Raw genomic sequence first — 22672 nt, 5'->3', positions numbered from 1 at the left:
CAAGATGCGGCTTTGGGTTGAAAGATTTATTTAGCAAAACCTAAGTTGTTTACAGACTAACTTGGCTTTTGCTTGCCAGCTATGATCCTTTGCTTGCTGAGATTGGTTTGCTCGCCAATTCAAGTTGTTTGATTTACTTAGGCTTACAGCATAGTCTAATCGCTGAATAAAGCCTTGGTGGTTGTCTGCTATTAATATGGTCTCTTGGTATGGATTAACCGCAGCAAAGCGTGTTGTCACAATAGGTGTGCCTGTGGCTATGTATTCTTTTAATTTCAGTGGATCACAGGCTCTGATCTGCTCATTATCAACAAATGGCAATATAGATACCTGCCAATGCTGAGAAAATGAAGCTAAACGATCATGCTCTACAGCCGGTATATGGGTTACATTGTCTAACTTGAGTAGATCAGAGAAGTCTTCGACAAGGTGGCCTATCAATACTAATTGATACTCAGGCCTTTCTTTAGCTAGCTTCAACAATAAGGCTTTATCAAGCCAAGCATTCAAGGAACCATAAAAACCAATAATAGGTTTGCTTATTTGCTCAAGTTCAACGGCTTTTGTGGTTTGCGCGGTAAAAAGTTCTAAATCGACACCATGAGAAAGCATTTTAACTTTAGATTTCGGCATTTTGTTGGCAAGAAACTCACTCACAACATAAATGGTGTCTGCTTTGGCAATAAGGTCACTTTCAAAAGGCGCGACCATTTTATGATCAACACCCGCAAGTGCCGAGAAGTCATCTCCGCAGTAATAAATGACTTTATCCTGCTCTCGCGGTGAAATTAAACTAATTGCCGTAGGTACACTAAGCCAATAAACAATTGGCTCATCATCTATGAAACCTTTTCGATTAAAAATCCATTTATTAAATAGCCTTGCTATAACGCTATCGTGCCAAGGTAAAACCGCTAATGTGTGTGCTGTTAAATTAATGTTTTGGCTAGTATTCGTTGTTTTAGCATTTGGCCTATTGCGCTTAGATAAAAAAAGGCTTTTTAATTTATTAAAAACTCGTTTCACATCAATCAAGCGAAATGTTGGTTTTCGCATACCAATCGAGTTAATCCAAATAACCTGATGTTGTTTTGCTAGTTGTTTAAATAGGTGCTGTGTACTACTTGGGTGACTTTGCCAATCTTCGCCGAATACAATAAATTTCATAGCGTCCCCTCCAGCTGTTTAACAATTTTTGCTGGATTGCCAGCAACAATAGTATTTGCTGGCACATCTTTAGTAACTACAGCACTTGCAGCAACTATAGCACCCTCGCCTATTGTTACACCTGCAAGCACAGTTGCGCCGGTGCCTATCCAAGCGCCTTGTTTTATAATGATATCGCCAACTTGTGACTCGTCATCAGGCTCACCAAGAGCACGTCGTTCAGAGTTTAGAGGGTGACCAGGAAAGCCAGCTAAAAATACCCGACCTGCAAGGCGAACATCATCTTCTAAAACAATTTTTCGACCAACAGAAAACGCATTCTGCCAACCAATATCAACATTACTGCCAATTATAAGTTTGGGTGTGTAATTACCATGACTACGCCCACAAAAAGTACTGATGCCACTAATTCGTGTGTTGTCATTACAGCTAATTTCAAGTTTTCCTAAAATTTGCGGCATGCCAGAATACAGGTATAAATTTGCTTTTGAGCCCTTGATTTGGCTTTTAAATACTGGTGTGTAATAAAAAATGCGCCCTAGCTCACTCACTACTGTTTTAACCAATAAATGCAATTTATATATAAATGAATGAATACCTGGGATAACCCACATTTGCGGATTGCGAATCGATTTTGCAAATTGAAAAAGTGATTTTGCAAATGGGCTGTCACTTGATTTAAGCCATTGTTTAATATTTTCACTCATGTGAGCTCTCCCGTTGTTTATCAATTACAAGCTTTTCTAAGGCAATAGTTAAAGCAAGAATGATATAAATAGGCCATGTAAATGCCTGAGTTAAAAAGGTGCCTGACACCATAAAGCCAATTAGGCCGCCCTTTAGCGCTTTCGCATTTACATCAATTTGTTTGTCATTAATCTGTTTATTCATTAAGAAAACACGGTTCAAGGTGCGATAAATACAGGCAATCACGAGCACAAAAATGCATATTCCTACGATGCCTGTTTCACCTAATACCTGAAACCACGTACTGTGTACTGCATGATTCTTGCCATCCCAATGTGGGCTATAAAAATAGTAATTAACGACAAAGTTATTAACCCCAACCCCAGTTAATGGATTATGTATTGCCATATTGATTGCAGCTTGCCAAGCGTAGATACGACCCATTGCAGATTCATCAACACCGCCTTCATGGGAGCCGCCACTTTGCCTATCTGCAATACCTGCAAAAGCAACCATGGCTAACATGCCCACGGCACCAATACAGCCGACCACTACAGGATTTTTAACTTTCTGGTAAATAAAGAAACTAAGTACAGCAGCAATGCCAAGTAAGCCTCCTCGGCTCTGCGTTGCAATAACACCGCTGATTGCAATAACTAAGCAAATAAATGCAATGATGCGTCTAAATTTATGGGCACTTGAATCAAATACTTCAGCAGCTAAAAAAGACACGGGAAACATCATTACAAGTGATAAATCGTTAGGATCACCAAGTTGTGAGCGAAGTTCTCGCGAAATAGTGACGCGAGTTCCTTCTACTAGGCCAATACCATTCATTTTGTTACTCAGGGCAACTAAAGCAATGGCGGCACCTGAGATCATGATGCCAATTCTAACCACATTAAAATGCTTTAATGTGCTCATCCACCACGAGATTGCAAATACCATAATGAGTACTTTTGTTAGTACACCTGACCAGTACTCCATCGCTAAACCGCGATTTGAGGCACTAAAAACGCAAACAGTCAGCCAAATAAACCAAACAAAAAATATCAGATGATTGGTATGCCAATGTGGCTTTAATTTTTGTGAGATAAATAGATGCCAGGCTATTCCCAATAGCGACGCAAGCGCGAGTAACTTAGGAATTTTAAAAGGCATTAAAAAAGGAAAAGCTTCGTGTAATCTAAAATAGCTAAATAAAATAAACAAAATTATAAAAGCCACACTTACCTTTACTGCAGTGAAAGCGGCAAAAGGTAATAGCAGCAATGCAAAAACTGCTATCGGGCCCAAAATGGCATAGGTAATAACCACAAGTAAGGTTACTAAAATGCCATTAATTAATAACTGATTTTGTTTATAGTAATTGAGCATGGTGATGCTCCTTCATTAAGCTTTTTATTACTTGCTTAATTAATGCTCTATATTGATAAGCCAAACCAACAATATAGATAAAACATACGATCCATTTAGCCAAACTAAGTTCGCTAAACTGTAAAGTGATCACTGTTATAGAGCCCAATGCTAACCAGCTTGGTACTAATGCTGCAAAGTTTAGCTTTAGAGGCTCGAAATACTGACTAACTGAGTAAAGGCAAACTAATTTAAAACTTTGCATAATGATTAGCGCCAAAATAGCGCCTTCAACACCAAGTTTTGGCACTAAAAAGTACAGCAGACTAAGACCTAAAAGTGCTGTAAAGAAGTTTATAATTGATACAAACACACCATTCTTATGCATGTAGCAACCAATATTGAAAATATCGCTGTGATGGCGTATGGCAACAACAATAATTAATAAAATCAGCCAGCTATCTTTGCCATGGTATTCAGCAGGAAGTACTGAGTTTAATACGATTGGTGCCAGTAAACTCATCAAAACACACATAGCTAAGCCTGCATTTAATGAGGTTATTGCATAATTTTGATATTGCTTTTTATCTTGCTTAATAAAGCTAAAACGTTTGGCGAACCACCAAAGTCTAATCGGCTCAAATGTGAACGAAGTTATAATGGCAAATTGCGCTGCAACGTAATAACTCGCTAAAACACTCTCGTCAAATTCAGCAACGATAAACCAGTTTTCTGCCCCATTACCGGCATAAACAAATAAACCTGATGCGATAATTGAAGTTAAGAATGCAGTCTGTGATTTTTTTATTCTCCAGCTAAAGCGAGAATAACTCACTTTAAGTGCACTTCGCATATCACTTAAGGTTAAACACATAATAATGAACGTGCAGACAACACCTGAAACCATTACACCGGTTACATTAAAACCAAGAACTAACAAAGTGATTGTTAAACAAGTTTGTATGACAGCATGCGCAATACTATAAAAACAATACTTTTGCGCGTGACCAAATAACCTGTAGTAGGTGTACGGGATAGCAAGTACCGAGGCAAAAGTTAAATTTAAAATAAGTAACCTAAAATCAATCACCTTTATTTGCGCAGGTAAGGTTGCAATAATTTGCTCGCTAAATATAAAGCTACAGCCTAAAAAAAGCGCACTAAAGCAGATTGTTAATACCAGAGAGTCTCTAAATAACGCCATTTTTTCACGAAAAGATGGGTACTGTTGTTTTAGTAGTAGCTCAGGTAAACCAAGAGAAACCACTAAAGAGCATAGCGCCGACATGGTCACCAAAAAGTTCAGCTCACCAAACTCGCTCTTTTCTAAAAAGCGAGTTGTAATTGGTAATAGTAAAAAGCCAAACCCTTTTACTGCAAAAATGGCTAAAGCAAAGTAACCAATTTGTTTTAAGTTACTCATAAAACCTCCCTATAAAGATTCAACCCATTTGGAAAGTTGCTGAGCTTGCTTAACTGCGTTGTAATGCTCGTTAACATGTTGCTTAGCATTTTGACCAAGTAGATAACGCTTATGTGGAGATAATTGGTGAAATTTATAAAGCATTTTGCTGAGTCCTGAGATACTACCTGGCATACATTTCATACCAACACTTGGGGTTACAATTTCGTTTGCTCCCATTAAGGTGGTAGTGAGAACAGGAAGGCCACAAGCCATGGCTTCTTTTAAAACTAACGGGCCTGTATCACGGTCGCCATTTTCTGCGACACAAAAAGGGGCGATAAGCGCAGAATAATAAATTAGGTTTGAGCTAACCCAGTCATGAGGTTTTTCACCTAGAAAGCGAATAGATTTACGAATACCAAGCTCTTCAGCCATATACATTAAATCGTTAAGCATTGGCCCGTCCCCCACTATATCAAGGGTTATACCAAACTCTTTTGGAATATGCTTAAGTGCCGGTAATAGGAATTGCAGCCCTTTCTTTTCAACTAGACGGCCGATAAAAATTAAACGCACAGATTCATTTAGGGACGATGGTACAAACTTAAATTGGCTAGTATCGATACCACAATGCAACAATTTAACATTGCTCTTCGAAAAGCGTTTAAATTGCATAGCCATTTCTTCACAAACTGCTATTGAAAAATCACAAAGAGCTAATTTGGGTTTTAAGTCTGCGTTGTTTACGTAAACATCATGGCCATGACCAATAGAAGATACTGTAATGTCTGCAAGTTTTGCCGCAACGATACCGTACGCAAGAGGCCCATGCATAAAATGGCAATGTAAATGATCTATCTTTGCAGCTTTTATATAACGTGCAATTTGATAACCATAAGCAAGCAAGGATTGTGTTGAAATTGATTTAAATTGAGCTGCAGTATGCGTTGCCCTTGCTAACTTATAAATGTTAAACATAGAAGGTAAGATCAATTTAAACGCAGGTTTAGTAATTTTTTTAACTTCAATAGCACTGGTTAAATTAATCATCACACTGGTTTTTTCAAATGTAAGAACTGTCACCTTATGCCCTGCATTGAGAAGAGCTTTAATTTCCGTTACAACAAATGTTTCAGATGCAATTGGAAAGCTTGGGACCAAAATAGCAATGTGCTTCATAAAAACGCTCCTATAAAAACTGTTATAAGAGTTATGGCAAGTTCCATACCCGGCTATTAAACCTTTAAATTCCCGAAATGAGATTAAATTTTGCTGGAGATTTGCAAAATGCAACGCACAAAGAGAAAAGGCTGAGTAATTTCACAGAAAATACAGATTTAAAGCTGGCGTCTAAATTGCGTATCCTTTACTACGTGAAGAAATGCTTTTGGAGCATATTATGAACAGCCAAGTCAGTATTATCATTCCTAACTACAACTGCTTGCAGTATCTAGATACCTGTATTAACAGCATTTACCAGCAAAAAAATGTGCAATTCGAGATCATTATTGTTGATGATGGCTCTACAGATGGCAGTAAAGAATACCTTGAGCAACTTGCTGCTGACAAAAGTGAGGTACGCATATTCAGCCAACAAAGAAAAGGCGTTGTCGCTGCTCGTAACCTTGCAATTACACAAGCAAAGTCAGAGTACTTAGCTTTTTTAGATGCCGATGATTATTGGTCAGCCGATAAGCTTGCAGCTCAGTTTGCATTTCATAAAAAACACCCAGACTGTGTGTTAAGTTTTACTGACTACATGCATTTTAATGAAAATAACGAAGATATAATTGGCTGTTTTGATTACTGGCCAGAGTTTAAATGTAATAAAGAAAACACAGACTTCCAGTTTTTAGATAATCCAATAAGCCAAATGATCACCACCAATATCGTTGGCACTTCGTCGGTCATGGTTAAACGCTCAACCATTGTTGATGTGGGTGGTTTTGACAATAAGTTAAGTAGCGCTACAGATTTAGATTGCTGGTTAAAAATAGCTAAAAAAGGTTATGTTGGTTATTCAACGCTATGTGCAATGCACTATCTAATGCGTGCTAACTCTATAACATCAAATAGAGAAAATAGACTAGCGGCTATGGTTGAAATTATTAATCGTAACCAATCTGTTGTATCAAACAATGAACTTAAAAAAATCAAAGCACGTTTAAGTGAATGTTATGGCGAGTTCTACCGTGAACTTGGTCAGTATTCAAAGGCACTTATGTATTCGAACAAAGCCTTTTGGCTATTCCCTCATAAACGAAATTTTAAACATATGCTCTATGACTTGAAGCACTTATTTGGAGCACATTCATGAAAAAAAACATTGTAATCATCGATGATGATGAAGCAATTTTACGTTCGCTAAAACGATTATTAGGTACTAATAACCATGTGATTTGTTTCAGCGATCCTCTATCGGCTATTGAGTATGCGAAACAGAACCCAATTAGTTTAGTCATTTGTGATCTGTTAATGCCTGCAATCAGTGGTTTTGCTGTTTTAGAGGATATTAAACTGCTACAGCCGAACTGCTCTCGCCTTTTGATTACCGGCTATGCAGAGCTAGAAGCTTCTAAAAGTGCGCTTAACGATAATATTGCTAATATGATTACTGCAAAACCTTGGGATAATTTTGAGCTAACTATGCTGGTTGATATATTAATTGAAAATAGTCACCTTAAATTTAATCAATGCGTAGAAAATGTGAGTTCATAGTGCAGCAGTTTGTGGTCGCTGCCGTTTACTGAGTTAACACCAATATTAGATAAAGAAACATCTTCACTCACTAAACAATGATCTATTGGTAAACCCAAAACTTTTAAATCACTTAGCTGGTTTTTCAAAGACCAAGACGTATAAAAACCTGCGTGATTAAAACAACTGCTTTTATTATTTATAAAGAACCGTGACCAAGGTACTGTATTAAAATCACCAGCAACTAACCAACTGCCCTTTAAATTTTTAATTTCTTTAGCAACTTCACTTAAGACTAAGTTTCTCTGACCCCACAAACTTTGAGTTCTAGGTGATGGAGGATGTAAAAACACACTATTTAACATAACGTTATTGTGTAAGAAACTAAGCTTTACGTAGCCAAGTTTAGGATTATCAAAGCGTTTAATTTGCCTTTGTACGATTGGAAGTTTTGAGAGAACTATAATGCCAAATGGCGCCCCTTCTACTTCAGCATAACCAAATAAATGATATTGTGTGTTTAGCTCATCAAGCACATGCCGCTGCGTATCATTAAATTCAAACAGTACTAAGATATCATTTTGCGCATTTATAAATTGGCTAGTGATGATATTTGCTAAGTTAGGGTTACTATATTGCAAATTTACCTGGGCGACTTTGATATCTGTGTTTTGAACCTCTCTATCAGTTGAGTAAGGTTTAAAATGAAATATTACTAAGCAAATACTTAGAGCAATTAAACTCAAAGATAGTTTTTTGTTCCACCACAACAAAAAAAATGCAGGTAGAAAACTAAATACAATTAGCAACCCTCGCAAAGAGGCCGCCAAATCAAAAAAATAACTATCAAATTGATTAAAAGCTAACACTAATATAGCTATATAACTGAATAAAAATAGTAAACGCATCGCACTCCCCCTCTGATAATTTATAGCCGCATATTTTGTACCTTGCTGAGATATACTTAAAATAGATATAGTATGATGTGTTCTTCTTTTGTATTAAATTAAGTACCCGAAGGTACTTAATTTATTTAAAACTCACTATAAGTCTTATTCGAATCCGTTGATCATTTTGTCGCACACTACCGGAGTTGGTCTGTGGTTATCATCAACAGCAACAAACGTAAAGCTACCAGAAATAGCTAAGTGTTTATCGTCTTTGTGCATTGTTTCTAAGAAGATTTCAACATCTACTTTAAGGCTAGTGTTACCTACGTGTACCACTTTAGAAATAAGCTCTGCAAATGTACCAGCCGGAATGGCTTCTTTAAAATCTACACGGTCAGACGAAATCGTTACAAGTGGCTTACGGCAAAAACGTGTAGCAGCAATAAACGCTACTTCATCCATCCATGCCAACGCGTCACCGCCAAACAAAGTATTGTGGTGGTTGGTACGGCCAGGAAAAACTGTTTTTGTTACCGACGTTGTTGAGTCAGCAATACGCTTTGCAATAATAGCGTCACGATCGATTTGTTGTGTCATAGTCTCTACTTTTTATTAGCTAATGTGTCTTGCATCATTAGCGCAGGGTCAAGGCGTTCATTTTTCCAATTAAAACGCCAGTCTAAATGAGGGCCAGTTACGCGACCGGTCGCACCGATCTCGGCAATTTTATCGCCACGCTTAATTTCGTCCCCTACTTTTACATCTAATTTGCTTAAATGAATATAAGTAGAGGTAACACCATGGCCATGGTCAAGAATCAAGGTACCACCAGAGTAATATAAGTCAGCATCAGCAAAAACAACTGTGCCGCTCACTGGCGCATACACTGGGCTACCCGTTTTATTGGCAATGTCTAAACCAAAGTGCGGGCGGCGAGGCTCACCATTAAAGTAACGCTGGCTTCCATAAACACCTGAAATGCGCCCAGTTGCCGGTTTATAAACAGGGTCTAAAAAGTACCGTAGGTCAGAATTAACTTGCCTAGCTTTACGTACAGCAACAGCTTCACGGCTAATACGCTCAGATACTTCTTTAGGTGGCGAAACATATTTTTTTGCTACACCGGTGATTTTATCAATTTTGTAATCACGCTTAGTGATCACAATTGCTTGTTCGTGGCTTACACCAGCACTATCAACCCAAGAAAGGCTATGATTTGTCTTGGCATCACGACCAAAACCAAACACAAACTCACCATTTGTTGAAAGCTTAAGAGGCTCACCATTGAAGCTAACACTTTTAGCGCCTTCAATTTGGCCTGTTACTAAACCGCCTTGAGTTAAATGTCCTTTTAATTCAACACCACTTGCAGTTAAAGAAAACAACCCTGCAAATGCTGCTATTAATAATCCTTTAAGCATAACTGATTGACCCCTTGCCAACCCCTTCGTAAGCTGTAATTTTAACTTCTGAATCAGGGTATTGGTTTTTAACTTGTGAACTTAAGTAGTCTGCAATGCACTCAACCGTAGTATCGCAAGGTAAAATGTCGCAGCGTGATTTGTCTATCGCCATTTCAAAATAACCTTGCTGTGATGTATATGCAAAGCACACATCGTTCTCTTGTGCAGTTACATGCTTGAGCTCTGATTTATTGATTTCATCTTCAGCTGTTGCTAGATAAATGTCTTCCCATTTATCTGCCCACTCTTTTTGTAAGCGAGGCATAGCCATACCATCAAGGCTAATACCAATTTGTGAGCGATGGCCATGAATAATACGCTGACAATTACCATCGTGCTTTTTAAGACCATGGCTGTAATGATAATAAAAACTTTGGCTATGCTCTGGGTATAAATTTATTTCAATCTTTTCGATGTTGCTAGGGAGCTCAGGCATAATAGTTTTAATTAAAAACTCGGTTACCGATTTTTCATCAATAACATCAGCATCGATTAAACAATATGCTTGGTTAGGAGCGCTCATAGCTAAGTGATAATTATCACCAAAGTGACAATCTAGCACGCTGTGATCAGCATGCTGTGTTAGTGAACCGTTTAGAGTGGCTGGCACAGCAAGTTTATGGTCGATACAGTTATCAATAATGCCCTTGATTTGCTTTTTAACTAAACCAAAATCAAGCACCATCGACTCATCATTTAATTGACCGTGCAGAGTTAAATCCACAATCCAGCTCTCGCCAACTGCGCCGCGTTTATTACACAAGTAAGAAAAATCAATCACTGTCAGTGAGTTTACAAAAAGGATCATAAATTTCCTTTAGACTGGTTAAAGAATCACAGCAATTATAATGATTTTTACTTCACAATGCGCGGTTTTATCTCCCTTTATCAGCGACAGTTTAATTAAATGGTCATAAAATAAGCTAAAAATAGCAAATAATTAACTGCTCCGAGTTGTTTAGCGTACAAGTGTACGCTAAAGTACGGGGCAATTTCTAAGCGATGAATGAGAGTTATGGAACCTAAAAACAGCTATACAAAAGAAGAATTGGTCCTTTGTGGTCAAGGTGAAATGTTTGGTGAAGGCAACTGTCGTTTACCTAGTGACAACATGTTAATGATGGACCGCATTACCTCTATCACTGCTGACGGCGGTGAGCACGGTAAAGGTCAAATTGTTGCTGAACTAGATATCAACCCTGATCTTTGGTTCTTTGATTGTCACTTTAAAGGTGATCCGGTAATGCCTGGTTGTCTTGGCCTTGATGCAATGTGGCAATTAGTTGGTTTCTTCCTTGGCTGGTCTGGCGGCCCAGGTCTTGGCCGTGCACTAGGTGTAGGTGAAGTTAAATTCACAGGTCAAATCTTACCAACAGCTAAAAAAGTAACTTATCGTTTAGACATGAAGCGTGTTATTAAACGTAAATTATTCATGGGTATGGCTGATGGTACTGTAGAAGTAGATGGCCGAGTAATCTATGAAGCAAAAGATCTTAAAGTAGGTCTTTTCCAAGATACATCTGCGTTTTAATCTTTAATTTAAGATACAAAATAGCAGATACAAAAAAGCCCCTAGATGGGGCTTTTTTGCGTAAATAAGGTGCCTATATTAAGTTTTAAACATGTTTCGGTTTTCAATGGCTTCTCGCCAGCCACCTAACCACTCAGATTTAGGGTCGATTTGTTGATAAGGGCATTGTTCTTTGGAACGGCCTGCCAAGCCTGCTTTATAACCTTGAGAATGAGCTCTTTCTAAACGATCTCTTTTCTGTCTCTTCATAGGTAATATCCTCACCTTTTTATATTTATAGATATGTAGCGAAATTGACATCTACATTTAATGAATAGTTAATAAAACTGTTAAATTCAAATAGCAAAAAGCAATTAAATAAATTGACAATAACTAACGTGCTGATGCTCAAATGAATTAACATTTTAAATGACTAGGTGGTCGTACCTCTTCAACTAAAACCATCTATTAATACACTTAAATTCAGCTAAAAACGATACAGCTCTTTTAGCTTCATTATTTGTGACCAAGCCAATTTCGGCAAAGTTCCCAATTAAATTGTAATCATGACAAATTTATGATGATTACAATTTAGTCAATTTAATGCTTGCATATTAAAAACCGATCGGTCTAATATGGTCGGTATGGAAACAAATAACTCTGTGCCAAGCCGTCGTGGCAGGCCACCAAAAATAGCTCGTTCTAATGCAGATACCCGTGCCCTTTTAATTAATACGGGACTAGCTGTATTAACCGAAAAAGGCTTTAGCGCAACCGGCATTGATTTAATATTAAAATCAGCTCAGGTACCTAAGGGCTCTTTTTATCATTACTTCAAAAGTAAGAATGATTTTGGCTTAGCACTCATTGATGCTTACGACAGCTATTTTCATGCAAAGTTAAAACGCCACCTAAACAACGATTCAACACCCCCTCTTGAGAGGATTGTGCTATTTGCCAATGACGCCAAACAAGGCATGGCAAAGTTTGAGTTTAAACGCGGCTGCTTAATAGGTAATTTAAACCAAGAAATCAGTCACCTTGATGAGCCTATGATTGACCGCATAAAACAGGCTTACGCCAACTGGCAAGCTTTAATCGAGCAATGCTTAGTTGATGCTAAGAAGCAAAAGCAAATTCCTCAATCATCAGATTGCAAAATGCTTGCTGAGTTCTTCTGGATTGGCTGGGAAGGCGCAGTGATGCGCTCTAAACTTGATAAATCAAGTGAACCGCTTACCCTTTATACAGCACAATTTTTACGCTTAATTTTATAAAGCCGTTTAAATACGGTTTTATTTTAACCATTAAAAGACGATCGGTCTAAAAGGAGTCAATATGACAACATCAGTAAAATCGGTAGTTATCAACAAAGATGATCAAGGCTACCGTGCCGAATACACAGACTTTCCTGTAGAAAGCATCCACCAGCAAGATGTAAATATTGATGTTGACTACAGTACATTGAATTACAAAGATGCCCTAGCCATTACAGGTAAAGGACCTGTGGTAAGAACATTTCCTATGATCCCCGGGATAGACCTTGCAGGCACAGTAACAGACTCTAAAAGCGATGAATTTAAAGTAGGTGATAAAGTTCTGTTAAATGGCTTTGGTGTTGGGGAAAAATACCTAGGTGGTTTGAGTTCAAAAGCGTCTATGAGTGCTGATTGGATCATCCCCCTCCCTGCTAATTTAACACCAAAACAGGCTATGCAAATTGGTACTGCAGGTTATACGGCAATGCTGAGTATCATCGCTTTAGAAAAACAAGGTATCACACCCCAAAGTGGCGAAATTCTTGTTACCGGTGCTAATGGCGGCGTGGGTAGTTTTGCTATCTATTTGTTAAATAAACTAGGTTTTGATGTAGTTGCGACAACAGGACGAATGAACGAAGCAGATCACCTTGAAAAATTAGGCGCAAAACGCGTTTTATCTCGCGAAGAATTCTCAGCACCTGGGAAACCACTCGCTAAAGAGCAATTCGCTGGCGCAATTGATTCTGTGGGTAGCCACACCCTTGCAAATGTGTGTGCATCGATTAAATACGGTGGTGTTGTAACAGCGTGTGGTTTAGCACAAGGTATGGACTTTCCGGCAACGGTAGCGCCGTTTATCCTTCGTGGCATTAGTCTAATGGGTATAGATAGTGTAATGCGCCCTAAAGCTGACCGAATTGAAGCATGGCAACGTTTAAGCGAATTAGTTGAAGCTCAGTACCTCGATGCTATTTCGCAAGAGATTCCTCTTTCTGAAGCCGTTGCAAACGCAGAAGCCCTATTAAAAGGTGAAATTCGCGGCCGTGTAGTGGTCAATTGTAAAGAATAAGCTCTAATATAAACATTCTTAGCAAGTTAGCTATAAAACTAGGGTAAAGGCAATTATACTTACCCTAGTTTTGTAATCCCGGAAAGTCTAATGAGTAATAAAGAAATTTTCAGCAATAACCCACTGCAAGGTGTTGGTATCGAGCAAGTCGTTACAGAGCTTGTCGAGCAATATGGCTGGGAATTACTCCACGCCTATATGCGTTTGAACTGCTTTAAGAATAACCCAGATGTAAAATCTGCGGTTAAGTTTTTACGTAAAACCCAATGGGCACAAGAAAAAGTCGAGAACTTTTATTTGTATCGTCTCAAAAATTTACCACGCCCAGACGATGTAAACTATGAATTACCGCCGCGCGATCGTGTGATCCCTGCTGATCAAAAACCAGGTGAACCTTGTGAGTTAAGTTTTACCGACGCTAAACGTATTCACGCTAAAAAAGAAGCCAAGCAAAAAGCCCGCACCCGTAAACAACGTTCAAGTGCGAGTAATCCTTGGGGTAATTAAGCTTAAAGTTTTGAGCTATAAGCTGTTAGTTGAAATAAGCCGCCTTTAAGGGCGGTTTTTTATTTGAGTTAGCAAGTTAGCAAGTTAGCAAGTTAGCAAGTTAGCAAGTTAGCAAGTTAGCAAGTTAGCAAGTTAGCAAGTTAGCAGTTGAGAATCGAAGGGTTACCTAAATACGTCAATCATTTCTTGATTCTTTTATAATTCGATATCTAAATTCTGATAAATAACCAATTATTGTCAGCAAGAAAGCAGAGTTGAAATCACCAGCAATAAGCATGTCAAAAAGTCCACCTTCACGTGTCAACAATAAAAAAGCAATGATACAGATAGACATAGTCCACAAAACCTTTGGAGTGCTGGCGTATTCACCAAAGAACCGTTGTGAAATGCTTCTTTTATTTTGTAAATCTTCCATAATGTGCTCGCTATTCCATTTGTTCGTTAGTTCAAAAACTCCGTTCCCTATTTTCAATTTATAGCACCATGATTTTTAACTTACCATAGTACAAAGGGCTCATAGTTTATCTGTTATTAATTTAAGGGTAACTTGATTATGTTAGACTGCTTTCATCATCATTAATGTCATTAAAAAAGGATGTGTATGTCTAACTACAACGAATCACCTGAACAAATCGCAAATGCAACGCAAGGTTATGTAATGCAACAAACAATGTTGCGCATTAAAGATCCAAAGCCTTCTTTAGATTTCTACCAAAACGTTTTAGGCATGAAGTTACTGGGTAAATATGACTTCCCTAAAATGGAGTTTACGCTGTACTTTTTAGGTTATGAGCAAGACATGCCAACAGGCAGCGATAAAGAAAAAGCACAGTGGGTATTTCGCCGCCCTGCTCTTATCGAGCTTACACACAATTGGGGCACAGAAAACGACGACAGCTTTGCTGGTTACCATAGTGGTAATGATGAACCAAAAGGCTTTGGTCATATCGGTATTAGTGTGCCAGACGTATACGCAGCATGCGAGCGTTTTGCAAAATACGATGTTGAGTTTGTCAAAAAACCAGACGATGGCTCTATGAAAGGTCTAGCCTTTATAAAAGACCCTGATGGTTATTGGATAGAGATACTTTCTGCTGAAGGGATCACTGAGATAATTGAAGAGCATAAGTAAAAGCTAATTACCCAAAAACCTGCTATTTAGCAGGTTTTTTAATTTACGCTTTTGATATGTAGTAGTCAGTGTTTGTATGTTTTGCATTAGCAAGTGAATGTCAGGCTCTATAAAAAGCTTTTTATTTGGAATGAATAAAAACACTGTAACTTTTAGCGAGTAGCCATCGTTTTTTAAATACACTTATAATTAAAGAAAGTGCCAAGAAACATCATAACAAGGGCCATTTAAATCATATTGCAGTTCTTGATCATTCCGGGTAAAGGTCGCTGTAGCTTTAAATTTAAAGTTTGACGTATCTTTTCTGTTAATTGCCAAAGCTTGTTCTATTTCATCCCATCTTTGAGATATACCACCATGCCAAGGATGACTATCGGCTTTTAATTCACCTGACTGATATTTTTTATTCCATTTAACAAAAATTTGCCATTGCTCAATCTCTAATTGAAGTTCAGATTCTGATATTAAATAAAGAGAAAACTCATCAGTAAAACCACTGTCATCATTGAAGTCTGAAACAAACCTGTAATGTCTCCCCTCAACAGATGTGATACCCTCTCTTGGCCCATCATAATATAAATTTTCGACAAGGACTTTAGACATTAGCATTCACTGAAAGCCTTTAGATAAATTGAAAGGATGAATAAACAATACCTATTATTAGCCACTACAAAAAGAACTAACGACTACATCATTAGGTAATTAAGGTGTTTTTTACGGTTGTCATTGTAGATCTCCTTATTACAATCTAACAACAACCGTTCTACCGATGAAGTCATGTACTGCACGACGCTTTTCATTAAACAGCATGGTTATAAATTCTGACAATGCCCAAACTGTAGCTAATGAATTCAGACCCATAATTAAATAAGTTAAAACCGCAGGTACGCTACCAAGTTGTTGTAACGATATTGAAATAGAAAAAACTAGGAGTATCCAAGACGAGTTAATAGCAATATTAACAGATTCTCTGCGAACCGATTGCTTAAGCGTAATGCTCGTTTCGGTTTCATGATCGAGGACTTTAACATCCATCACCATCTTTCCAAGTGTTTGACCATAAAACCCATGCATGAAAACAACATAGCCAATGTACTGAAAGCCATTAACAGCTTGTAAAATCGAGTTTTCGTAAGAATATTCAACGTCAAAGAGTAAGCATTCGATATAAAGTAATGCTGTAAAAATTAAGCCATCAATAATAGCAGCCCAAAAACGAGGCCAAAAAGTAGCATACCTTTTACTCGTTTCTAGCTCTTCAAACTCTGCTTTTATTTCTGGGTCTTTTAATTTATTTGCAATCTCTAATTCTAACTCTTGTGCTCTTTGTGGGTAGCTTTCTTTATCAATATACTTTTGAGCATCTAATAGCTCATCTAATGAATAATTTTTATAATTTGGGATGTAGTCCATGTTTATTATTCTCCTTAACTGTTTGAATCAGGTCAGCTTTTAGCATTCCACTCTTTTGGGATCTCGCGGATAAAACTCATCGGGCTGTTTAGTGCACAAATCAAATTCACGGGTATTTTTGTAAGGTAGCTTCATAAAGCCTGCCACACCTACATCTGTGATACTAACCGCATATTGCATGAGCTTACTTAATAAACGTTTAAATTCAGGCTCTTTACTGGCATCAAGCAGTCGATAGTAATGATGTATTTTCATCCTATCAGGTAAGGCTTCGAAAATAATACAGCCCGTATGGTGTATTTGGTTAAGTTCAAATACACACTTTATGACCTTTTTCGGGAGCTGTAATTGCTCATCTGGGTCTTTACCATCTTCAAAGTAAGAATGCGGTCTGGTTACATCTGAGGCTTGTACATCCATCACTTCATAATCAAGCTCTGGTAAGTGTTCAAATTTAAACGCACCTGTTCCATCACGCTCGAGCTGAATGGTTTTACGCGCATCAAACAAGCAACACTTAAAGAGACCTTTTTGTTCAATCCCCTGTGCTAGCATTACTGTGTTGTTGATCGCATCAGTAAACGCTGTGCCGAGCGTTTCATCATGCAAAATAAGGGAAGACTCAACAAACAGTGAGTTTTCTTTCCAATGAAAACTCAAGCCCCCTACTACCGGATATTTTGCTAATCGGCTTATAGAAGCTAAAAATGCTTTTTCGGTGTCGCCGGTATCAAATAAAAACTCTTTGTAGTATCTGTCGAGCTGGGCATCGTTTACATCAAGTAATTGTTGATTATGGTCGGCTTGTCTTAAAAATTGTTTACGCGAGCTATAAACAACCGTATCTGGGTGTTCATCAAACTCACTAAACCAATAAGGAATATAAGGGCGAATGACTTTACGGGGCAGCTCAGGGAGATAAGCTTTAGCCATTGTAGGCATGTTTCGCATAAAATAATCACCAGCCCCATCGCGAGTGGCCTTATTTTTTGAAAGCATACCGTCAATAACACGGGCAAGCTCCATAGGTAAATTCAGGCTTGTAGCAGGAATAACCGCCGCACCAAATCTACAAGATTGTGCAGAGGCCAGTGCATAAAGGGTTGATGCGACACCTTGTTCATCAAAACGTGGCGATGACTGCCCGCCAGACATTTGCTCATCACCAATAAAATACACATCACCCATGCGTGCATTAGTGGTGCTAATATCAGCAGACATAAGATCCATAAAGTTGCTGGCAACCGGATTACCTTCAGCATCTATTTGTGCGTAAACAGAGCTGCCCCAGTCTACCAATGACAATTTATTGGTTTGTTCATCATAAACAATGTTAGAGGGTTTAATATCGCCATGCACAATTGGCTGAGGGCTTAAGCCATTTTTGTGTTCACGTAAATCTAAAAGCACATTACGTAGTCTAAGAGCCAGCGCCATAACTTTTGCTGCGCTAAAACGCCCCTGTTTGATAGAGATTTTTTCTAAGTCTTCACCTAGAGCGCGCTCCATCATTAAAATGCCTTGCTTTTTAATGCGTTCAAAGGCATAAAATTTTGGCACCAGCGGATTATTAACTTGCGAGAGCATGTACGCTTCGTCTTCTAGACGGTCACGCACACTTTGTGCAAGGGTTATCCGGGAAAACTTAAATACCCAAGGTAGGTTTTCATCATCAACACCGGCAAAAACAAATCCGAATGCACCAGAGCCAATTAATTCAACGTCACTGTAACCAAGCAAAGTAAGCTGTTTAATACAAATATTAAGCCATTGACGGTGCTTTTTAGCATCATGGTGAGACAGTAAATAAACAGACTGTTCTTCATTGATATAAAAATTGCGGATTTGTTTGGGATTCACTGCATCTCTCAAAGTTAAGCGGCTTTTAACCGCTTAATTATTGAATGCTAAACAGTTAATTACAAGGCTTTTGCTCTTCGATGATCCAGCCTTGATCTTTCAGAACCAGTTCTGATACTGCAAAGGTTAAGCAAAAAAAGATAACCAACTCTAATAAGGTAAGAATATCAGCGGCAAAACACCAGCCTAAAACCCCTGCAAATAAAAATGGGATTGCTTTTAAATACCAAGCAATTTGTCGGGTTTTACCATATGTGAGTTGATAACTGTGAACTAGCTCACCCTCACACTCTAATGTAATGGTAGAAGAAAACTTCCTGAATAAAGTCACTGAAATTGTTAATTGGCAGACTTTACCATCAACATTAAACTCATGAACAGATTTAGTTTTAAAGTTACGTGATTCTGCTATTAATTCACTGTCTACTTTCAAAACTTCTTTACCTGAGTAAGCAGAACCCCAGTATTGAATTAAATGTTCACCCAGCTTGAAGTTGGCTTTAATTCCCTTGCTCATTGATACTGTAATGCCATCCGTGTTCATAACAAATCTCCTTATCATTATGAATTTAAAATACTTTAAAAATAAAAAAACGGCAAGCTAGGCTTACCGTTTTGGTACTTTCAATGGGTAAAGGGTTACCATTTCAAACTAAAGGCGGATACCGCCATCAATTTCAACAACACGACCTGTAAAGAAGTCATTCTCTACAATGTATTGTGCTGTTTGAGCAATTTCTTCTGCTTCACCAAAACGACCCACTGGCGTAACCGCCATCATGCGTTGTTTTGCTTCTGGTTTCATTGCATCTGTCATCGCGGTGCGAATAACACCTGGTGCGATTGCACCAACACGGATACCAAAGCGACCTAATTCTTTCGACCAACCTGTTGTCATCGCAACAACACCGGCTTTAGACGCAGCATAGTTTGTTTGGCCAATGTTACCAGCACGGGCAACACTCGACATATTAACAATAACGCCGCCTTTGCCAGACTCAATCATGTGGCTTGCAGCTTCACGACCAGCTAAAAATACGCCTGTTAGGTTCACATCAATAACAGATTGAAATTGAGCCAACGACATTTTATCAACTACTTTGCCTTCTTTTGCTTTGATAAACATACCATCGCGTAAGATACCCGCGTTGTTAATTAACACGCCGATATGGCCAAAGTCTTTGTTGATAGTATTAAACGTTGCTACCACAGCGTCTTCGTCGGTCACATTAGCAGCATACGCCATGACTTTTGTGCCATACTTAGCAAGCGCTGATACTGCAGTATCTAGTACGTCTTGTTGCATATCGATAAGAGCGATGTTCGCACCAAGGGATGCAAATTTCTCGGCCATCGCAAAGCCTAAACCTTGCGCACCACCGGTAATTACGATGTTGTTGTTTTTAATTTCCACAACAATCTCCTACTTCGAGAATAATTTAAAAATAGCGCTAAAATCATCACTACCCGCACCTTGATGCTGAAGCATAGTGTATAGATTCTTCGCCATTGACCCCATTGGGGTAGATGAATTACTTTGCTGAGCCGCTTCCATAGCAAGACCTAAGTCTTTTGCCATTAAATCAACCATAAAGCCCGGTTTATAATCATTACTTGCTGGTGCTGTTTCCATTACACCAGGGCATGGGTTGTAAAGCTCAAGTGTCCAGTTACGACCAGAGCTTGCGCTCATGATGTCACTTAACACTTTTGGATCGAGCCCATTGTTGATGCCCATTTGTAGTGCTTCGCTAGTACCTGCCATTAAAATGCTTAGCAGCATGTTGTTACAGATTTTTGCGACTTGGCCTGCGCCAATATCACCAGCATGGAAGATGTTTTTACCCATATCCACTAAAGCCAGCTTGGCTTTTTCAAAGTGGCTTTGCTCACCACCGACGATAAAGGTTAAAGTGCCCGCTGTTGCACCTGCAACACCACCTGATACCGGTGCATCAACAAAATCAATGCCTTTTTGAGCAAGCTCGCTACCCACTTGACGCGCTGATTCTGCATCAATGGTTGAGCAGTCAATCACTAAGGTTTTGCTATCAAGTAAGTTAATAAGACCCGTTTCACCTAAGTAAAGCGATTTAACGTGTTTGCTTGCCGGTAGCATACTGATAAAAATATCAGCACCAATGGCACACTCAGCTGCATCGGTAGCAGCAATTGCACCTTTATCGGCAAGCTCATTAACCGCTGCTTTATTTAAGTCAAACACGCGAACTGTATGACCTGCATTGACAAGGTTTGCCGCCATTGGGCCACCCATGTTGCCTAAACCAATAAATCCTATTGTTAATTTAGCCATTTGTTTACCCCTTGGACTTAAGATGACGTTAATGAGTTAAGTGGATGAGATTGCTCATCCCAGCGTGCTGTAAAGAAGCTATCTACAACTGCTTCGTCGATATCGCTAAGCGATTTAAACTGCCAGTTTGGTGCACCGTCTTTGTCGATTAGTAGCGCACGAACTCCTTCTTGGAACTCACCTACTTCGCCACAACGAACTGACATGCCTAGCTCCATTTTGAAGCACTGTGCTAACGTCATCTCTTTTGAATTAGCTAATTGACGTTCAACCAGCGCACAACTAAGCGGACAACCATGCGCTAATGATTTTTGCGCACGATTAAGCCATTTATCTTCTGTTTCTAAAGCTTGAATGTAGTCAATTTTTCCCTGCAATGAATCAAACTCAGCCAGCTTTTGAATAACCCCAAGGTTATCTTTTACATTGCCTTTAGGAACACGGCCTGAAATATTATCAATCGAGATTAAAATGTTTGTCAGCTTTTCGTGGTTTAATGAGGCTGTTTTGCCCCACTTTTCAGCGGTGATAGCCGTTAAAATAGCGTCATATTTATCTGCTGATGCATAGTGATCAGCAAGATTAACAAACAAGGCATCTTCAGCATTGATAGACGCAGCAGTTAACCCTAAGAATAGACCCACTTGCTCAGGCATTTTATGTAAGAAGTAACTGCCGCCCACATCTGGGTATAAACCAATGGTTAGCTCAGGCATTGCAATACGTGATGTTTCGGTTACCACACGGTGACTTGCCCCAGCCATTAAGCCAAGGCCGCCACCCATAACAATGCCATTACCCCAAAGTAATATTGGCTTTTCATAGCAGTGAATTAGGTAGTCTAACTTGTACTCAAGGGTAAAAAAGTCTTCAATGTAGTTAGCAGGCTCACCTGTGCTCATTGCTTTATGTAGGCTTACTACATCGCCACCAGCACAAAATGCTTTTTCACCAGCCCCTTTTAGAATGACCATGGCAACTGCTTCATCGTCAGCCCATTTTCTAAGCTGCGGCTCAAGCAATTGGATCATGTCGTAATTTAAGGCATTTAACGACTTAGGCGCATTGAGTGTCGCAATTGCAATGAGGCCGCTCTCAGCCTCTGCAGTTTCAAACACCACAGGCGCATCTTGATGATTTAGTAGTGTTACATTAGTCATTAGCCATTTACCCAATTTGCTTTACGCTTTTCTAAGAATGCATTCACGCCTTCTTTTTGGTCTTGCGTATCAAACAACTGTACAAACAACTCACGCTCTAATGGCAATGCATGAGACATTGGCTGTGTGCGACCTTTTTGAATAAGCTCTTTACATGCAGTCACAGCAACTGGGCTTTGTTCGCCAACTTGGTTAGCAAGTTTCATTGCCGCCGCTAAACTTTCGCCAGCACCAACCACTTCTTCAACAAGGCCAATTTCGCGTGCTTTGTCTGCTTTTAGGCGCTCGCCACATAAGATCATGCGTTTTGCCCAACCTTCACCAACAAGCCATGCAAGGTTTTGCGTACCGCCAGCACAAGGCAGCAAGCCAACTTTCGCTTCAGGAAGTGCCATTTGAGCTTGCTCTTCAGCAATACGAATATCACAAGCAAGAGCCACTTCCAGACCACCGCCCATGGCATAACCGTTAATTGCCGCAATTGATACACCACGGAAATTTGTTAATGCTTCAAATGCATCACCAAACACTTTTGACATGGTGGCAGCAACGCCTTTATCACCACTAGCAAACACGTTTAAATCGGCACCTGCACTAAAGAACTTTTCACCTTGACCTGTAATCACTAATGCATAGACATTTTTGTTAGCATTTAGCTCAGTCACAGTGTCTTTTAATGCAGTTAATGTATCTTGTGTCCAGGTATTCGCTGGCGGGTTATTCATGGTTAAAACCGCTACGTTACCTTCAATATTTAAATCAATCGATGGATTAGACATA

The 22672-nt window shown here is 39.0% G+C and carries 26 protein-coding genes; 7 read left to right on the top strand and 19 right to left on the bottom strand.

Features of this window, described 5'->3' with window-relative positions; genetic code table 11:
• Positions 1–30: 30 nt before the first annotated feature.
• The 5 genes from EXT43_RS03440 to EXT43_RS03420 are packed head-to-tail and all read right to left on the bottom strand — an operon-like array spanning position 31 to position 5794.
• A complete protein-coding gene (locus EXT43_RS03440; RefSeq protein ID WP_062564405.1) occupies positions 31–1167 on the bottom strand; it encodes a glycosyltransferase in 1137 nt (378 codons plus the stop codon).
• Complete coding sequence (locus EXT43_RS03435; protein WP_130166333.1) at positions 1164–1874, bottom strand: acyltransferase; 711 nt, start codon at positions 1872–1874, stop codon at positions 1164–1166. The genes EXT43_RS03440 and EXT43_RS03435 overlap by 4 nt, the downstream gene beginning before the upstream one ends.
• Positions 1867–3231: an O-antigen ligase family protein gene (locus EXT43_RS03430; protein ID WP_062564407.1), complete on the bottom strand. Its 1365-nt coding sequence runs from the start codon at positions 3229–3231 to the stop codon at positions 1867–1869. Before EXT43_RS03430 ends, EXT43_RS03435 begins: the two co-directional genes overlap by 8 nt.
• Complete coding sequence (locus EXT43_RS03425) at positions 3215–4633, bottom strand: oligosaccharide flippase family protein (RefSeq protein WP_130166332.1); 1419 nt, start codon at positions 4631–4633, stop codon at positions 3215–3217. Before EXT43_RS03425 ends, EXT43_RS03430 begins: the two co-directional genes overlap by 17 nt.
• Positions 4634–4642: 9 nt before the next feature.
• The gene (locus EXT43_RS03420) at positions 4643–5794 is read right to left on the bottom strand and encodes a glycosyltransferase (RefSeq protein ID WP_062564409.1); all 1152 of its coding nucleotides are present in this window, start codon (positions 5792–5794) and stop codon (positions 4643–4645) included.
• A 220-nt stretch (positions 5795–6014) separates the two neighbouring features.
• Here EXT43_RS03420 and EXT43_RS03415 point away from each other — a divergent pair, with 220 nt between their 5' ends.
• On the top strand, positions 6015–6932 hold the full coding sequence (locus EXT43_RS03415) for a glycosyltransferase family A protein (protein ID WP_062564410.1): 918 nt from the start codon (positions 6015–6017) through the stop codon (positions 6930–6932).
• Positions 6929–7333 (top strand): response regulator, encoded by a 405-nt coding sequence (locus tag EXT43_RS03410; protein WP_062564411.1) that lies wholly within the window; start codon positions 6929–6931, stop codon positions 7331–7333. The genes EXT43_RS03415 and EXT43_RS03410 overlap by 4 nt, the downstream gene beginning before the upstream one ends.
• Here the strand turns inward: EXT43_RS03410 and EXT43_RS03405 are convergent.
• The 4 genes from EXT43_RS03405 to EXT43_RS03390 form a co-directional block, all read right to left on the bottom strand.
• The gene (locus EXT43_RS03405; protein WP_062564412.1) at positions 7306–8220 is read right to left on the bottom strand and encodes an endonuclease/exonuclease/phosphatase family protein; all 915 of its coding nucleotides are present in this window, start codon (positions 8218–8220) and stop codon (positions 7306–7308) included. The two genes, EXT43_RS03410 and EXT43_RS03405, sit on opposite strands and share 28 nt — an antisense overlap.
• Positions 8221–8364: 144 nt before the next feature.
• A complete protein-coding gene (locus EXT43_RS03400) occupies positions 8365–8799 on the bottom strand; it encodes an acyl-CoA thioesterase (RefSeq protein ID WP_054561502.1) in 435 nt (144 codons plus the stop codon).
• A gap of 5 nt (positions 8800–8804) precedes the next feature.
• Positions 8805–9623 carry a M23 family metallopeptidase gene (locus EXT43_RS03395; protein ID WP_062564413.1) on the bottom strand — a complete coding sequence of 273 codons (819 nt, stop codon included), beginning with the start codon at positions 9621–9623 and terminating at the stop codon, positions 8805–8807.
• The gene (locus EXT43_RS03390; RefSeq protein WP_062564414.1) at positions 9616–10473 is read right to left on the bottom strand and encodes a 6-carboxytetrahydropterin synthase; all 858 of its coding nucleotides are present in this window, start codon (positions 10471–10473) and stop codon (positions 9616–9618) included. The genes EXT43_RS03395 and EXT43_RS03390 overlap by 8 nt, the downstream gene beginning before the upstream one ends.
• Before the next feature lie 207 nt (positions 10474–10680).
• Here EXT43_RS03390 and fabA point away from each other — a divergent pair, with 207 nt between their 5' ends.
• Positions 10681–11196, top strand: a complete 516-nt coding sequence (fabA, locus tag EXT43_RS03385) for a bifunctional 3-hydroxydecanoyl-ACP dehydratase/trans-2-decenoyl-ACP isomerase (protein WP_062564415.1) — start codon at positions 10681–10683, stop codon at positions 11194–11196.
• Between the two features lie 78 nt (positions 11197–11274).
• Here fabA and rmf read toward each other — a convergent pair whose 3' ends face one another.
• The gene (gene rmf, locus EXT43_RS03380) at positions 11275–11445 is read right to left on the bottom strand and encodes a ribosome modulation factor (protein WP_036968408.1); all 171 of its coding nucleotides are present in this window, start codon (positions 11443–11445) and stop codon (positions 11275–11277) included.
• 374 nt (positions 11446–11819) lie between these two features.
• On the opposite strand from rmf, the gene EXT43_RS03375 reads away from it, so the two are divergent.
• The 3 genes from EXT43_RS03375 (at position 11820) to EXT43_RS03365 (ending at position 14013) form a co-directional block, all read left to right on the top strand.
• Complete coding sequence (locus EXT43_RS03375; protein ID WP_062564581.1) at positions 11820–12452, top strand: TetR/AcrR family transcriptional regulator; 633 nt, start codon at positions 11820–11822, stop codon at positions 12450–12452.
• Between the two features lie 61 nt (positions 12453–12513).
• Entirely contained in the window at positions 12514–13506 is a 993-nt protein-coding gene (locus EXT43_RS03370) for an MDR family oxidoreductase (RefSeq protein WP_058585041.1), read from the top strand.
• 90 nt (positions 13507–13596) lie between these two features.
• The gene (locus tag EXT43_RS03365; protein ID WP_055021352.1) at positions 13597–14013 is read left to right on the top strand and encodes a VF530 family DNA-binding protein; all 417 of its coding nucleotides are present in this window, start codon (positions 13597–13599) and stop codon (positions 14011–14013) included.
• Between the two features lie 175 nt (positions 14014–14188).
• Here the strand turns inward: EXT43_RS03365 and EXT43_RS03360 are convergent, their stop codons facing one another.
• Complete coding sequence (locus tag EXT43_RS03360; protein ID WP_130166331.1) at positions 14189–14428, bottom strand: hypothetical protein; 240 nt, start codon at positions 14426–14428, stop codon at positions 14189–14191.
• Positions 14429–14614: 186 nt separating this feature from the next.
• Between EXT43_RS03360 and gloA the strand changes: the two genes are divergently transcribed.
• Positions 14615–15145, top strand: a complete 531-nt coding sequence (gene gloA, locus EXT43_RS03355; protein WP_062564417.1) for a lactoylglutathione lyase — start codon at positions 14615–14617, stop codon at positions 15143–15145.
• A gap of 189 nt (positions 15146–15334) precedes the next feature.
• Here gloA and EXT43_RS03350 read toward each other — a convergent pair whose 3' ends face one another.
• From EXT43_RS03350 to EXT43_RS03315, 8 genes are all read right to left on the bottom strand, one after another.
• Positions 15335–15748 carry a hypothetical protein gene (locus EXT43_RS03350; RefSeq protein ID WP_130166330.1) on the bottom strand — a complete coding sequence of 138 codons (414 nt, stop codon included), beginning with the start codon at positions 15746–15748 and terminating at the stop codon, positions 15335–15337.
• 138 nt (positions 15749–15886) lie between these two features.
• The gene (locus EXT43_RS03345) at positions 15887–16558 is read right to left on the bottom strand and encodes an RDD family protein (protein ID WP_062564420.1); all 672 of its coding nucleotides are present in this window, start codon (positions 16556–16558) and stop codon (positions 15887–15889) included.
• 39 nt (positions 16559–16597) lie between these two features.
• Entirely contained in the window at positions 16598–18418 is a 1821-nt protein-coding gene (locus EXT43_RS03340; RefSeq protein WP_062564582.1) for a phosphotransferase, read from the bottom strand.
• Positions 18419–18473: 55 nt separating this feature from the next.
• Positions 18474–18962, bottom strand: a complete 489-nt coding sequence (locus EXT43_RS03335) for a hypothetical protein (RefSeq protein ID WP_062564421.1) — start codon at positions 18960–18962, stop codon at positions 18474–18476.
• Positions 18963–19070: 108 nt separating this feature from the next.
• Positions 19071–19832 (bottom strand): SDR family oxidoreductase, encoded by a 762-nt coding sequence (locus EXT43_RS03330; RefSeq protein ID WP_062564422.1) that lies wholly within the window; start codon positions 19830–19832, stop codon positions 19071–19073.
• A 9-nt stretch (positions 19833–19841) separates the two neighbouring features.
• Positions 19842–20732: a 3-hydroxyisobutyrate dehydrogenase gene (mmsB, locus tag EXT43_RS03325; protein ID WP_062564423.1), complete on the bottom strand. Its 891-nt coding sequence runs from the start codon at positions 20730–20732 to the stop codon at positions 19842–19844.
• A gap of 17 nt (positions 20733–20749) precedes the next feature.
• Positions 20750–21892: an enoyl-CoA hydratase/isomerase family protein gene (locus tag EXT43_RS03320; protein WP_130166329.1), complete on the bottom strand. Its 1143-nt coding sequence runs from the start codon at positions 21890–21892 to the stop codon at positions 20750–20752.
• Positions 21892–22671 (bottom strand): enoyl-CoA hydratase, encoded by a 780-nt coding sequence (locus EXT43_RS03315; protein ID WP_063528916.1) that lies wholly within the window; start codon positions 22669–22671, stop codon positions 21892–21894. Before EXT43_RS03315 ends, EXT43_RS03320 begins: the two co-directional genes overlap by 1 nt.
• Position 22672 lies beyond the last annotated feature (1 nt).

The sequence above is a fragment of the Pseudoalteromonas sp. CO109Y genome (assembly GCF_004208935.1).
Taxonomy (GTDB): Bacteria; Pseudomonadota; Gammaproteobacteria; order Enterobacterales; family Alteromonadaceae; genus Pseudoalteromonas; species Pseudoalteromonas shioyasakiensis.
The sequence above is the reverse complement of the archived record's forward strand: the minus strand, read 5'-3'. Positions and strand labels throughout refer to the sequence as shown.